Annotated in this window: 11 protein-coding genes; 6 read left to right on the plus strand and 5 right to left on the minus strand. The window is 71.1% G+C overall.

The window, feature by feature from the left end:
- The first annotated feature begins 55 nt into the window (after positions 1–55).
- The 5 genes from ACFU8W_RS09935 to ACFU8W_RS09955 all read left to right on the plus strand — a co-directional run bounded on the left by ACFU8W_RS09935 (position 56) and on the right by ACFU8W_RS09955 (position 6,726).
- Positions 56–1,231: a Gfo/Idh/MocA family protein gene (locus ACFU8W_RS09935; RefSeq protein ID WP_384034172.1), complete on the plus strand. Its 1,176-nt coding sequence runs from the start codon at positions 56–58 to the stop codon at positions 1,229–1,231.
- Positions 1,228–2,058 (plus strand): PmoA family protein, encoded by an 831-nt coding sequence (locus ACFU8W_RS09940; RefSeq protein ID WP_384034175.1) that lies wholly within the window; start codon positions 1,228–1,230, stop codon positions 2,056–2,058. The genes ACFU8W_RS09935 and ACFU8W_RS09940 overlap by 4 nt, the downstream gene beginning before the upstream one ends.
- Positions 2,055–3,590, plus strand: coding sequence for a family 43 glycosylhydrolase (locus ACFU8W_RS09945; protein ID WP_384034178.1), 1,536 nt, complete (start codon positions 2,055–2,057; stop codon positions 3,588–3,590). Before ACFU8W_RS09940 ends, ACFU8W_RS09945 begins: the two co-directional genes overlap by 4 nt.
- Positions 3,591–3,746: 156 nt before the next feature.
- Positions 3,747–5,090 carry an ABC transporter substrate-binding protein gene (locus ACFU8W_RS09950; protein WP_384034181.1) on the plus strand — a complete coding sequence of 448 codons (1,344 nt, stop codon included), beginning with the start codon at positions 3,747–3,749 and terminating at the stop codon, positions 5,088–5,090.
- A 277-nt stretch (positions 5,091–5,367) separates the two neighbouring features.
- On the plus strand, positions 5,368–6,726 hold the full coding sequence (locus ACFU8W_RS09955; RefSeq protein ID WP_384034183.1) for a S28 family serine protease: 1,359 nt from the start codon (positions 5,368–5,370) through the stop codon (positions 6,724–6,726).
- A 34-nt stretch (positions 6,727–6,760) separates the two neighbouring features.
- Here the strand turns inward: ACFU8W_RS09955 and ACFU8W_RS09960 are convergent, their stop codons facing one another.
- Genes ACFU8W_RS09960 through ACFU8W_RS09970 form a run of 3 tightly spaced genes read right to left on the minus strand, consistent with a single transcriptional unit; the run spans position 6,761 to position 8,171 of the window.
- Complete coding sequence (locus tag ACFU8W_RS09960) at positions 6,761–6,889, minus strand: hypothetical protein (RefSeq protein ID WP_384034186.1); 129 nt, start codon at positions 6,887–6,889, stop codon at positions 6,761–6,763.
- The gene (locus tag ACFU8W_RS09965) at positions 6,886–7,599 is read right to left on the minus strand and encodes a hypothetical protein (RefSeq protein ID WP_384034189.1); all 714 of its coding nucleotides are present in this window, start codon (positions 7,597–7,599) and stop codon (positions 6,886–6,888) included. Before ACFU8W_RS09965 ends, ACFU8W_RS09960 begins: the two co-directional genes overlap by 4 nt.
- Positions 7,599–8,171 carry a SigE family RNA polymerase sigma factor gene (locus tag ACFU8W_RS09970; protein WP_384034192.1) on the minus strand — a complete coding sequence of 191 codons (573 nt, stop codon included), beginning with the start codon at positions 8,169–8,171 and terminating at the stop codon, positions 7,599–7,601. Before ACFU8W_RS09970 ends, ACFU8W_RS09965 begins: the two co-directional genes overlap by 1 nt.
- A 234-nt stretch (positions 8,172–8,405) precedes the next feature.
- On the opposite strand from ACFU8W_RS09970, the gene ACFU8W_RS09975 reads away from it, so the two are divergent.
- Positions 8,406–9,857 (plus strand): NCS2 family permease, encoded by a 1,452-nt coding sequence (locus ACFU8W_RS09975; RefSeq protein WP_384034195.1) that lies wholly within the window; start codon positions 8,406–8,408, stop codon positions 9,855–9,857.
- Between the two features lie 27 nt (positions 9,858–9,884).
- On the opposite strand, the gene ACFU8W_RS09980 is transcribed toward ACFU8W_RS09975, so the two are convergent.
- Both ACFU8W_RS09980 and ACFU8W_RS09985 read right to left on the minus strand, forming a co-directional pair.
- Entirely contained in the window at positions 9,885–11,876 is a 1,992-nt protein-coding gene (locus ACFU8W_RS09980; protein ID WP_384034198.1) for a hypothetical protein, read from the minus strand.
- Positions 11,877–11,922: 46 nt separating this feature from the next.
- The gene (locus ACFU8W_RS09985) at positions 11,923–13,374 is read right to left on the minus strand and encodes a peptidoglycan D,D-transpeptidase FtsI family protein (RefSeq protein ID WP_384034201.1); all 1,452 of its coding nucleotides are present in this window, start codon (positions 13,372–13,374) and stop codon (positions 11,923–11,925) included.
- Between the last annotated feature and the right edge of the window lie 28 nt (positions 13,375–13,402).

Below are 13,402 nucleotides of genomic sequence, written 5' to 3' on the forward strand. Positions count from 1 at the left end.
GACTCGTCCGACATTCCGTGGCCGCTGCCGTGCTGCTCGCAGGCTGGAGGGCCGGATGAGCACGACCCCGACGCCCGTCCCGCTCGTCCTCGCCGGCGCGCGCGGTCACGGACGCTGGCATCTCGCCAACATCCGCCGCCTGCAGCACAAAGGCCTCGTCCGTCTCGTCGGCATCTGCGAACTGAATCCGCTGACCGAGGACGAACTCGCCCCCTTCGCCGGTGAACTTCCCGTCCAGTCGTCCGACTTCGGGGAGCTCCTCGACTTCACCGGTGCTCGCGCCGCCGTCATCTGCACCCCGATCCAGACCCACACCGAGCTGGCCCTGGCCGCCGCCGCCCGCTCCGTCCACCTCCTGCTGGAGAAGCCGCCCGCCGCGACGTACGCCGACTTCGAGCGGATGCTCACCGGCGTGCGGTCGGCCGGCATCGCCTGCCAGGTCGGCTTCCAGTCCTTCGGCTCGCACGCCGTCCCCGCCATCCGCGAAGTCATGGGCTCCGGCGCCCTCGGCACGGTGCTGGGCATCGGCGCCGCGGGCGCCTGGGTCCGCGACGACGCCTACTACCGGCGGGCCCCTTGGGCGGGGCGGCGCAGGATCGGCACGGTCGACGTCGTCGACGGTGTCCTCACCAACCCCCTCGCGCACGCCGTCGCCACCGCACTCGAACTCGCCGGTGCGGGGACCGCCGACGACGTGACCGCCATCGAAACCGAGCTGTTCCGCGCCCACGACATCGAGGCCGACGACACGTCGTCCGTCCGCATCACCACCACCGGCGGGCTGCCGGTCACCGCGTCCGTCACCCTCTGCGCCGAACAGGCCGGGGAACCGTACGTCATCGTCCACGGCGACCGCGGCCGGATCACCTTCTGGTACAAGCAGGACCGGGTCCTCGTCCAGCGTGCCGGACACGGCCCCGAGGAGGCCGTGCACGGGCGGACCGACCTCCTGGAGAACCTCGTCGAACACCTCGCGGGCCGCGCCGAACTCCTGGTGCCCCCGCACCGCACCGGGGCCTTCATGCGGGTCGTCGAAGCCGTACGGACCGCCCCGGAGCCCGTCGCGCTGCCCTCCGACGCCTGGCACACCGAGCCGGCGACCGCTTCCACCGGAGCGCGCCGGGTGGTCCGCGGGATCGACGCCCTGGTCGCGGCGGGCGCCGACAGCCTCACGCTCTTCTCCGAACTCGGCGTCCCCTGGGCGCTCCCCACCGAGGTGAGTTCATCGTGACCCCCACATCCGTACTCCTGAGCTGCGCCGGACGCCCCGTCGGCCGGTACACCTATCTCCCCACGCCCGAGGGCCGCCCCTACTTCCACCCGGTCACCACCCTCGCGGGCGTCCCGGTCACCGAGGAGCACCCCGCCGACCACCTCCACCACCTGGGCACCTCCGTCGCCGTTCCGGACGTCGCCGGGCACAACTTCTGGGGCGGCCGCACCTTCGTCCGCGACCAGGGCCCCACCGAGCTCGACAACCACGGGGTCCAGCGCCACCTCGGCTGGAAGCTCCGCGACCCGGACGGCTTCGTCGAGGAGCTCAGCTGGGAGGCGGACCACACCGAGCTGCTGCGCGAGCACCGCACCGTCGCCGCAGCCCAACTCTCCGACACCGCCTGGGCGCTGGACTTCTCCTTCTCGCTCACCAACCGCGGCACCGACGACCTCTCCATCGGCAGCCCCGCCACCAACGGCCGCCCCGGCGCCGGATACGGCGGCTTCTTCTGGCGCGCCCCGAAGGAACCCGCCGCGCCCGCCGTGTTCAACGGATTCGGCGACGGCGAGGAAGCGGTCCACGGGCGGGTCGCCGGCTGGGTGGCCATGACGGGCGACGGCTGGACCCTCGTCTTCGCCGGAGCGACCGACGAGACCCGGCGTGACCCGTGGTTCGTGCGGACCACCCAGTACCCGGGCGTCGGCTCCTCCCTCGCCGCCGCCGAGCGGCTGCCGGTCCCGGCCGGTGCCACCGTGGTACGCCGCGTCGTCACCGTCATCGCCGACGGCCGGCTCGACCGGGCGACGGCGGCCGCGTACGTCCGCCGGGCGGTGACCGCGTGAGCCGCCCCTGGACCGCCGACCTGGGCGACGGCACCTATCGCAACCCCGTCCTGAACGCCGACTGGTCCGACCCCGACGTCGTCCGGGTCGGCGACGACTACTACCTCACCGCGTCCAGCTTCGGCCGGGTCCCCGGACTGCCGCTGCTGCACTCCCGCGACCTGGTCAACTGGACGCTCGTCGGCCACGCACTCGACCGCCTCGAACCCGCCGCCGACTTCGCCGTGCCACGCCACGACTGCGGCGTGTGGGCGCCCTCCCTCCGGCACCACGCCGGCCGGTTCTGGATCTTCTGGGGCGACCCGGACCACGGCATCCAGCAGATCAACGCCGAGTCCGTCCGCGGCCCGTGGAGCGCCCCTCATCTCGTCAAGGCGGGAAGGGGACTGATCGACGCCTGCCCGCTGTGGGACGAGGAGACCGGCGAGGCCTACCTCGTGCACGCCTGGGCGAAGTCCCGATCCGGCATCAAGAACCGGATCACCGGCCACCGGATGAGCCCCGACGGACGCGAACTCCTCGACGAGGGCAAGACCCTGATCGACGCGGACCGGATCCCGGGCTGGTTCACCCTCGAAGGCCCCAAGCTCTACCGGCACGGCGGCGAGTTCTGGATCTTCGCCCCGGCCGGTGGTGTGACGACCGGATGGCAGGGGGCCTTCCGGTCACGGGACTTCTTCGGACCGTACGAGGAACGTGTCGTCCTCGCCCAGGGCCGCACCTCGGTCAACGGGCCGCACCAGGGCGGCTGGGTTCGAACCACGGCAGGGCATGACTGGTTCCTGCACTTCCAGGAGCGCGGGGCGTACGGGCGAGTCGTCCATCTCCAGCCGATGCGCTGGGACACGGACGGCTGGCCGGTCCTCGGCGACCACGGCGAACCCGTCTCCGTCCACCCCAAACCCGTCGCCCCCGAGCAGCCCCCCGAAGCCCCCGCGTCCAGCGACGGCTTCCCCGGCGGGCGGTACGGCAGGCAGTGGCAGTGGACGGCGAACCACCGGCCCGGCTGGACGGTCGAGCACGCAGGGGACGGGCTGCGGCTCAGCTGCGTACGGACGGCGTACGCGCACGATCTGCGCGCCCTGCCCAACGTCCTGGTCCAGCGGCTGCCCGCCGAGACCTTCACCGCCGAGGTCGGTATCACCCTCGGCAGCCAGGAGGCGGGGGCCAAGGCGGGGCTCGCCGTGCTCGGCGACGCGTTCAGCTGGATCGGTCTCGAACGCGCCGAGGACGGTGGGATACGGCTCGTGCACCGGTACGCCGAGAGCGTGGCCGAACACGAACGGGACGCCGAACACAGCCGCCCGGCACCCGAAGGACGCGCCCGGCTCCGCATCGAGGTCACTGCGGGCGCCCGCTGCCACTTCCTTGCCGACACCGGCGACGGGGCCGGGTTCCGGTCCTCGGGCCAGCCCTTCGCCGCGGCCCCGTGGCGCTGGGTCGGCGCACTGCTCGGACTCTTCGCCACCGCACCGACCGGGACGGGACCCGCCGGGACGGCCGACTTCACCGACTTCCGCACCACGGCCTGACCCGCACCCCCGACCGGCCAGAGAGCCGCCGCAGACGCCGCCCACCACCAGGTGTCCGACTACCTCGGCGGCGAGGACGGCTGGGCCCCGCAGGGTGCCCACCACTGAACCCCCACGCATGCGCAGCACCGACAGAAACCAGAGAGAAGAGCCGACATGAACATCTCCACGACGCAGCGGGGGCGTGCCGCAGCAGCCGTGTCCCTCGCGGCGGTGCTCGCCCTGACCGCCACCGCCTGCGGTGACGACGGCAGCGGCAGCTCCGGCGACGAAGGCAGCGGCAAGGGCAAGATCGTCTTCTGGGACAACAACGGCGGCGTCCGCACCGACATCTGGAAGGAGATCATCGCCGACTTCGAGAAGAAGTACCCGGAGATCGACGTCCAGTACGTCGGGGTGGCCGCCCCCGAGGCCCAGTCCAAGTACGACAACGCCATCCAGGGCGGCGGCCTGCCGGACGTCGGCGGCGTCGGCGCGGCGATGCTCGCCGGGATCGCCGCCCAGAACGCGCTGGAGCCGCTGGAGGACCGGGCCGCCGAGTCCTCCCTCGACGGCAAGCTGAACAAGAGCATGGTCGAGTCGGTGAAGGCGGCCGGCGGCTCCGACGAGCACATGTACAACGTCCCGATCTCCGCCAACAACGGCGTCCTCTACTACCGCACCGACCTGTTCAAGAAGGCGAACCTGGCCGAGCCGACCACCTGGGACACGTTCTACGCGGCGGCCGACAAGCTCACCGCGGCCAAGAAGAACGAGTTCGGCTACACCATCCGCGGCGGTGCCGGATCCATCGCGCAGGCGATGGACGCGATGTACGGGCAGTCCGGCATCACGTCCTTCTGGGACCCGAGCGGTGAGAAAACCACGCTCAACGACCCGAAGAACGTCCAGGCGCTGGAGAAGTACACGGGCCTCTTCAAGAAGGTCACCCCGTCCGCCGACCTCAACAACGACTTCATCAAGATGGTCGCCCAGTGGGACTCCGGCACCATCGGCATGCTGAACCACAACCTGGGCTCCTACCAGGACCACGTGAAGGCGCTGAGTACCGACAAGTTCCGCGGCATTCCGCAGCCCACCGGCCCCGGCGGCAAGCGGGTGCAGGTCTCCAACCCGGTCGACGGTCTCGGCCTTTTCAAGAGCTCCAAGAACAAGGAGGCCGCCTGGAAGTTCATCGAGTTCGCCGCCTCCCACGAGGCGAACTCGAAGTTCAACGAGACGGCGGGCCTCATCCCGGCCAACACGGAGGCCGCCCAGGACGCCTGGATCTCCGAGGCGGAGCCGACCAAGCTCGCGGCCCAGGCCCTCACCGACGGTTCCACCAGCATCGTCCAGCTCCCGTACTACCTGCCGGACTGGAACACCATCAGCAAGGCCGACAACGAGCCCGAGTTCCAGAAGGTGCTCCTCGGCAAGACCACCGCCAAGGCCTTCCTGGACAAGATGGCCGACGAGCTGAACAAGGCCCAGGCGGAGTGGAAGGACCAGAACAAGAGCTGACACGGACGTCCGTCACGTCACGGCCGACACCCCGGTGACCGGGGGGCCGGCGGCGGTCCGGGTCGCGCCCCGCCGCCGGTCCCTCGCGACGCCCCCGGCGCCGGAGCGGGCAAGGGCCGCTGACCGACGGATCGTCAACAATTCGTCGGAGCAACCGTCGTTGCTCGTCCGTCGGCCCACGGATCCCTTCGGTGCGGAGTGATCACATGGCTGTGGCAAGCGGTTACTATGCCGCCGTCGTGTCCATCGCACCACAGTCGTCCGAGGGGAACCCGCGTTGCGCCACTCACTGCTTCCCGCCCTGTTCTGCACCGGGCTCGTCGCCGCCACCAGCCTGCTCACCGGCACGGCCGCGACCGCCGCCGCTCCCGTCCCGTCCGCCGGCCCCACCTCCGCCGTCGCCGAGGCGACTGCTCAGGCCACCGACGTGCGCGAACGGCTGGACCGGATACCGGGACTCACCGTCGTCTCGCAGACCACCAAGGAGGGATTCCCCTACTACACCCTCACGCTGACCCAGCCGATCGACCACGAGCACCCCGACCGCGGCACGTTCGAGCAGCGCCTCACGCTCTGGCACAAGTCGGAGACCGCGCCGATGGTCCTCTACACGGGCGGCTACTCGCTCTCCAGCTCCACTCGCGAGATCACCAGGCTTCTCGACGCCAACCAGGTCAGCATCGAGCACCGCTACTTCAGCCAGTCCCGGCCCGCGACGGTCGACTGGAACGACCTGACCGTCCAGCAGGAGGCGAGTGACGAACACGCGGTCGTCCAGGCCCTCAAGACGATCTACCGGGCCAAGTGGCTGGGCACGGGCGCGTCGAAGGGCGGGATGACGCAGGTCTACCACGAGCGCTTCTACCCGGACGACCTGGACGCCGTCGTCGCGTACGTCGCACCGAACGACGCCGCCAACAACGACGACAGCGGCTACGAGAAGTTCTTCGAGACCGTCGGCACCCCCGAATGCCGAGCCGCCCTGAACGCCGTGCAGCGCGAGATGCTGGTCCGGCGGGATCGGATGCTGCCCCGCTTCGAGGCCACCGCCGAGAAGCAGGGCCTCACCTTCCAGTACCTCGGATCGGCCGACCGGGCCTACGAGTTCTCCGTACTGGACCAGGTGTGGAACTTCTGGCAGAGCGGCACGTACACCGACTGCCCGGCCATCCCCGACGCGAGGACCGCCACCGATGACGAGTTGTACACCTGGTCGCTGGGGCACGGGCTGAGCCCGTACGCCGACCAGGGCAACGGCGCCGAGGGCAGCGGACCGTACTACCGGCAGGCCGCCGCCCAACTGGGCTGGGCCGACCTCAAGTTCAAGCATCTGGCCGACGTCCGCCACTACCCCGGCATCTACCAGCCCAACTCGGTGCTGCCCGCGGACATGCGGGTCGGGTACGACGGGCGAACCATCAAGGACGTCGACCGCTGGGTCGCCACCCGCGGCGAGCGGATGATGTTCGTCTACGGACAGAACGACCCGTGGAGCGCCGAGCGGTTCAAGCCGAGCAAGCACGACTCCATGCTCTTCGAGGCACCGAACAGCAACCACGGCGCCCTGATCTCCAAGCTGAAGCCCGCGGACCGGGCCGCGGCGGAGGCGACCGTGAAGCGGTGGGCGGGCCAGTGACGACCCGCCCACCGCGGGCGATCGGTGACCCCGGTCAGTCGTAGGTGATGTCCGAGGCGGTGCAGCGGCAGTACGTGCCGTCGGGGCCGCTGCCCGTCTCGGTCGGCTGGTCCTCGCTCTGACCTCCGATGCCGAGATCTCCGCTGCCGCAGAAGCGCTTCAACCCGCCGGCGGGCCGAAGTCGTCGCGCACAGAGGCCGGTTGGCCCGTCGTACGGACGGCGCGCGCCGTCACGTCGTCGCCCCGGGTGTCCCGGTCGCCCTCCGCGTGGTTGTACTGCCCGGCGAACGTGTGCGTGCCGACCGGCACCGTCCGGCCCGGCTTCAGCGTCCAGCGGTAGACGAGGAAACCACCCTTCTGCTGCGCGGAGGCGACGAAGTCCTGTTCCGGCAGGGAGCGCCAGGAACCGGTCGTGTTCACCCCGCCGGTGAGCGCGATCCGCAGCTCGACGGTGAGGCCGGCGAGCGGCTGCTGCGTCTGCAGCGTCACATTGCTCTGGGCCCAGTACCTGTTGCTGTGCGGGTCGACGGCGCCGTCGACCCGGAGCGGCCCGTCCTCGGTGGGCGGTGCGCCGCCCCCGGCCGGTGGTTTCGACGCCGGAGCGGGCGAGGCGGGAGGGCCCGCGACCTGCTGTCCGCGCGGGTCCCCGCCGCCCGCCGACGTGACCGCGTAGGCCCCTGCGGCCAGTACCGCGCAGACCGCCGCCGTCGCCCCGGCGACCCGCAGCCACGGCATCGCCCCGCGCGGGGCCCGCGGCGCACGGGCGGACGGCGTGCCCGTCATTCCGCGCTCGATCCGGGCCAGCATCCGCTCCCGGTCGGGGCGGTGCGCCTCGGCAGCCGTACGCAGCCGCTCACGCAGCTCGTCGTCCATCAGTGTCTTCCTCCGCTGCGCTGCGCCGCGACGGCCACCTGTACCTGCGCGGCGGGCGTATCGGGACCGAGCAGCCGCTGCAGCTCCGTGACGGCGCGCGAGGTCTGGCTCTTCACCGTGCCCACGGAAATCCCGAGCACCAGCGAGGTGTCCCGCTCCGACAGGTCGAAGGCGTGCCGCAGCACCACGCACGCCCGCTTGCGGAACGGCAGCCTGCGCAGCGCCCCCTGGACATCGACGACCACCGACACATCGGGATCGTCGACCGCGTACCCGTCCCCGGCCCCGCGCGGCGCCCAGAACAGGGCGATCCTGCGCCGCTCACGCACCGCGCTGCGGATCCGGGTACGGGCGAGGTTGGCGACGACGGCGCGCGCGTACGCGACGGGATGGTCGGCGTTTCTCACCCGGTCCCAGCGGTGCCAGAGGGCCAGCAGGGCATCGGCAGCCAGATCGTCCGCGCCGTCGGCCTCGCCGGTGAGCAGATGGGCGAGCCGGGCGAGTTCGGCGTAATGGGCCTCGAAGAACTCATGGAACTCGGCGGCAGCGGCATCGTCGACGACTGGGCCCACGGGTACCTCTCTCTGCACTCGAATCCCGGTGACGCGCGGGGTCCGACTGTGTACGGTTCCCGTTCCCACCCGCGGAATGCGGGCGGGGCGAGAGCGTATCAACGCATCCCGGAAGCGCTTCGACACGGGTGCGCGATCCACGTAAGGCGTAACACGGCGAAAACCTGAAGACCCTGTGTCCGAGGGAACAATCCAGCTACCCACCGAGGGACTTTCACCCACCCAGGAGCACCCATGCCGGACAGCACCCTGCAACGCGATGCTGTGGACAGCACCGCGCAACGCAATGCCGTCGACCGCTACTTCGCCATCAGTGACCGCGGCTCGACCTTCGGACGCGAGATACGCGGCGGCTTCGCCACCTTCTTCACCATGGCCTACATCCTGGTCCTCAACCCGATCATTCTCGGCTCGGCCGAGGACAAGTTCGGCGCCCATCTCTCCGGTCCCCAGCTCGTCACCGCCACCGCTCTGGTGGCCGCCGTGATGACCGCGATCATGGGGCTCGGCGGTAACCTGCCGCTCGCCATCGCCGCCGGACTCGGCCTCAACGCCGTGGTCGCCTTCCAGATCGCACCGTTGATGAGCTGGCCCGACGCGATGGGGCTGATCGTCCTCGAAGGTCTGCTGATCTGCGCCCTGGTCGTCACCGGGCTGCGCGAGGCCGTCATGCGGGCCATTCCGTCCGCCCTCAAGCAGGCGATAAGCGTCGGCATCGGGCTCTTCATCGCGTTCATCGGCTTCATCGACGCGGGCTTCGCCACCCGCATCCCCGGCGACACCGGTTCGGTACCCGTCCAGCTCGGCGCCACCGGGCAGCTCTCCGGCTGGCCGGTTCTGGTCTTCTGCCTCGGTGTGCTGCTGACCGTCGCGCTCCTCGCCCGGAAGGTGAAGGGCGCCATCCTCATCAGCATCGTCGTGATGACAATCGTCGCGATCGTCATCAACGAGATCGCGGACATCGCCCCGGCCGCCTGGGGTCTGACCGTGCCGGCCGTCCCCGACGACATCGTGGCCGCCCCGGACTTCGGTCTCATCGGCGCCTTCAGCCTTTTCGGGGCGTTTCAGCAGGTCGGCGTCGTCACCATCGTCCTGCTGGTCTTCACTCTGATCCTCAGTGACTTCTTCGACACGATGGGCACGGTCGTCGGTGTCTCCAACGAGGCCGGACTCCTCGACGAGCAGGGCAAGGTCCCGAACCTCGGCCGGGTCCTGCTGATCGACGGTGCCGCCGCCGTGGCGGGCGGCGCGGCCTCGGCGTCCTCCAACACGTCGTACATCGAGTCCGCGGCCGGCGTCGGCGAGGGCGCCCGCACCGGCTTCGCCTCGCTGGTGACCGGTGCGCTGTTCGCCGTCGCCCTGTTCCTCACCCCACTCGCCACGGTCGTCCCCGCCCAGGCCGCCGCCCCCGCCCTGATCGCTGTCGGTTTCCTGCTGATGGCTCAGGTCCGGCACATCGACTGGGAGCGGTACGAGATCGCCATCCCGGCCTTCCTCACGATCGCCGTGATGCCCTTCACGTACTCGATCACCAACGGCATCGGGGCGGGCTTCCTCGCGTACGTGGTCATCAAGACCGTCATCGGCAAGGCGCGCGAAGTGCACTGGCTGCTCTGGGGCGCCTCGGTACTGTTCGCGGTCTACTTCGCGATCGACCCGATCGAGCAACTGCTCGGCGTGAAGTAGTCATGTCGGCGGGGCGGTCCGGGCCGGTCAGCTCCCGAACGCGCGCAACGCGGCCCGCGCCGCCCCGCACAGCTCGTCGTCCTCCGGCACGGACTCCCAGCCGCCGTGCCTGACCGGGCGTTCATCGGCGGCCAGCACGGCACGCAGGGCCGGGGCCGCCGCGGCGGCGGGCGGGCCGATCTCGGCGAGGCGGTGGACGGCCGTGATCGTCGCCCGGTAGGCGTGTCTGCCCTGCTGCAGCGGGTTCAGCAGCCCGAGCAGAGCGGGTACCGCCTCACTGCTCCGACCGGTGATCTGCCACAGGGCGTAGCCGCACCTCAGCGGAAGCCAGCCCTCCTTGTGCTCGGGAAGCAGGGCCCGTATCCGCTCGGCGTACGGCGCCGCGGACGGGCCCAGTTCGCCGAGGAAGCCCACCACCTCCTCGCGGCCCCAGGGGGCGTCGAACGCCGGCAGCAGCACATCGAGCGCCGGTTGCGGATCGCCGGTCAGCCGCCAGTACGCCACCCGCAGCCGCGATACGGCGAAATTCTCCGCCGGTGCGTCGATCAGCGCCCGCAGACGAGGGCGCGGGACGGCGTCGGCCGCCGCCGGGCCGATCGCGGCGAGGGCGTCGAGCGCCCAGACCGCCGCATCGGTGTCCAGCAGTGACAGCAGCTCCGGGACAGCGGGCGCGGCTGCTCGGCCCCAAGCCGTCAACACCTGGCACAGGGCCCGCCGTTCGTCCTTGAGCGTCGCCGCCGCGAGCCGCCGCAGCAGCGGATCCAGCAGCTCGTCGGCGCACCCGGCCAGTGGCGCGAGGGTGTCCAGCAGCGCCAGTCGGTACATCCACCAGCCGTCGGCGTGCGACTGATGCAGGGCGAAGCCGAGCCGGCCCCCGGACAGTCGGTCCACCACGGGACCCAGACAGCGCCGGTCGCCGAGCCGGGCGAGCGCCCAGACCGCGGTGTCCTGCGCATCCGCGGACACCTCGTCGCCCGTGCACAGGGCTGCCAGACCGTTGGCCCACGGCCGGGCGGCCTCGCCGCACATGCCGAGTACCCGCGCGGCGAACTGCCGGTTCTCCGGCTCGGCGTCGGTGAGCAGTCCAGCGACGGCGGGCAGCAGCACGGGTACGGGGGAGCGCCAGGTGCTGAGCACCTCGGCGGCGGTCCGCAGCGCTCCCGTGCGATGCCCCGCCTGCGGGTGGCCGAGGAGCCGCAGGGACAGTTCCGTTCGGACCTCGCGGTCCGGTCCGAACGCCGCGCCCGTCCACGGCACCAGCCCCGCCGCGTTCCGGAACCCCCACTCGTTCTGCCCCGGTTCGTCGAACCGGGCATCCCGCAGGACCGAGACAACGGTCTCCAGATGTTCCGGGTCCCGCTGCTCCGGGAGGGCCCGTCGCAGCGCGGTGACCGCCGCGAGCCGCTCAGCCGGGGAACCCTGACCGGCGATGTCCCGCAACCGGTCGCGGGTGGAGGTCAGTCCGGGCGCCCGCAGCAGCAGCTTCCCGGCCGCCTCGACGAGCTCCGACCGCACCTCCCCGTTCGGCTCCGCGTCCGACCGCGCCCACAGCGCCTCGCTCACCGCCTCCGCCTCCGCGGCGGCATGCGACAGCGGCTGGGCAACTGCCCGGCGCACCCCCGGATCGGAGTCGTCCAGCAGCGTGAGCAGCACGGGCAGCGCCCCGGTCCACGCCGCGGACCAGCCGGGGTCGACGAACCGGCGCTCCGCCTCCCAGCAGCCGACCCGGGCCAGACTCCCGACGAGCTGCAGCAGTTCCCCGCGGACCGTCACCACCGGGTCGGCGGCCATCGCCACCAGATACGGCAGCAGCGGCGGCGCGGCCGAACAGATCTGACCGCCCTGGTGGTAGACGGAGGTGAGCATCTCCTCCACCGCGTCATCCGCACGCTCCGGCGCGTACACGTCGCGCACCCAGCGCGGCACCTCGACCGCGGAGCCGTACACATGCTTCAGCGCGGCCCAGTCGGTCCGGTCCAGCCCGTCGAGCGTGCGGGGGTCAGAAGGCGCTGAGGTCATGATCCCGATTTTGGCAGCCGCGGCCGGCCCTCCGCGCCCGGTTTTCTCACCCCTGGAGCGCCGCCCTCATCATCTTCTGGGCGATCGGCGCCGCCAGGCCGTTGCCGCTGACCTCCGAGCGGGCCGAGCCCGAGTCCTCCACGACCACGGCGACCGCGACCTCCTTGCCGGTGGACGCCGACTTCGCGTACGAGGTGAACCAGGCGTACGGCGTGTTGCTGTTGCCCACGCCGTTCTGCGCGGTGCCCGTCTTGCCGCCGACCTCCGCCCCGTCGATCCGGGCGTTGGTGCCGGTGCCCTGCTCGACGACGGTGACCATCGCGCTGCGCAGCTGCTCGGCGGTCGAGGCGGAGACGACCCGCTTCGTGTCGCCGTCCGCGAACTCCTGCAGGGTGTTGCCCTCGGAGTCCGTCACCTTCGACACCATGTGCGGGGCCGCCAGCTCACCGCCGTTGGCGAGGGCCGAGGACACCATGGCCATCTGCAGCGGGGTCGCGGTGACCTCGAACTGGCCGATGCCTGTCAGCGCCGTCTGCGCCTTGTCCATGCCCGACGGGTAGAGGCTCTCGGAGGCGCGCACCGGGACGTCCAGCTTCTCCGTGTTGAAGCCGAACTTCTCGGCCATCGCCCGCACCTTGTCCTGACCGAGATCGGCGGCGGCCTTCGCGAAGACGTTGTTGCAGGAGTACTGGAGCGCCGTGCGCAGTGTGGCGTTCTCGCAGGGTGCGGACGCGTTCTCGTTCCTCAGGACCGTGGTGGTGCCGGGCAGCGTGTACGGGTCGGGGCTGTCCGTGCGCTCGTCGACCGAGCTGTAGAGACCGTTCTCCAGCGCGGCCGACGCCACCACCAGCTTGAACGTCGATCCGGGCGCCAGCGGCTGCCGCAGAGCACGGTTGACCAGTGGCTTGTCCGGGTCGGAGAGCAGCTTCTTCCACACGTCGCCGTCGTTCGTCCCACTGATCTTCGACGGGTCGTACGAGGGGGTGGAGACCATTCCCAGAATCTTCCCGGTCGCGGGGTCGATCGCGACGGCCGCGCCCTTGTCGTTGCCGAGCGCCCCGTACGCCGCCTTCTGCACATCCGGGTCGATCGTCGTCAGCACACTGCCGGGCGAGGTCTGCTTGCCCGTCACCACGTCGACGGGGTTCTTCAGCCGGTTGTCCGTGCCGTCGAGCACATGGCTGTAGATCCCTTCGAGCTGGGTGGCGCCGTACGCCTGCGAGCTGTACCCGGTGACGGCGGCATAGAGCTCGCCCTGCGTGTACGTGCGCTTGTACGCGAGATCGCTGCCCCGGGTCTTCTCCGATCCGGTGACCGGTGATCCGGCCACGATGATGTCGCCGAGCGGCTGCGCGTACTGCGCGATGGTGTTCCGCCGGTTGTGGTCGTTGTCCGCGAGTGCCTGGGCCTGGTACGCCTGCACCCAGGTCGCCCGCCCCAGCAGGGCGAGGACCAGCAGCAGGCAGAAGACCGAGGTGTGCCTGATTGTTCTGTTCATCCCGCTGGAGGGACGAGCGGCGGCGTCC

The sequence above is a fragment of the Streptomyces sp. NPDC057565 genome (assembly GCF_042801455.1).
Lineage (GTDB): Bacteria > Actinomycetota > Actinomycetes > Streptomycetales > Streptomycetaceae > Streptomyces > Streptomyces yanii.

Excerpts from the sequence above, each read along its gene's own strand:
- ACFU8W_RS09935 (WP_384034172.1), top strand. The coding sequence starts at position 56 with ATGAGCACGACCCCGACGCCCGTCCCGCTCGTCCTCGCCGGCGCGCGC.
- ACFU8W_RS09950 (WP_384034181.1), top strand. The coding sequence starts at position 3,747 with ATGAACATCTCCACGACGCAGCGGGGGCGTGCCGCAGCAGCCGTGTCC.
- ACFU8W_RS09965 (WP_384034189.1), bottom strand. The coding sequence starts at position 7,599 with ATGGACGACGAGCTGCGTGAGCGGCTGCGTACGGCTGCCGAGGCGCAC.
- ACFU8W_RS09975 (WP_384034195.1), top strand. The coding sequence starts at position 8,406 with ATGCCGGACAGCACCCTGCAACGCGATGCTGTGGACAGCACCGCGCAA.
- ACFU8W_RS09980 (WP_384034198.1), bottom strand. The coding sequence starts at position 11,876 with ATGACCTCAGCGCCTTCTGACCCCCGCACGCTCGACGGGCTGGACCGG.
- ACFU8W_RS09985 (WP_384034201.1), bottom strand. The coding sequence starts at position 13,374 with ATGAACAGAACAATCAGGCACACCTCGGTCTTCTGCCTGCTGCTGGTC.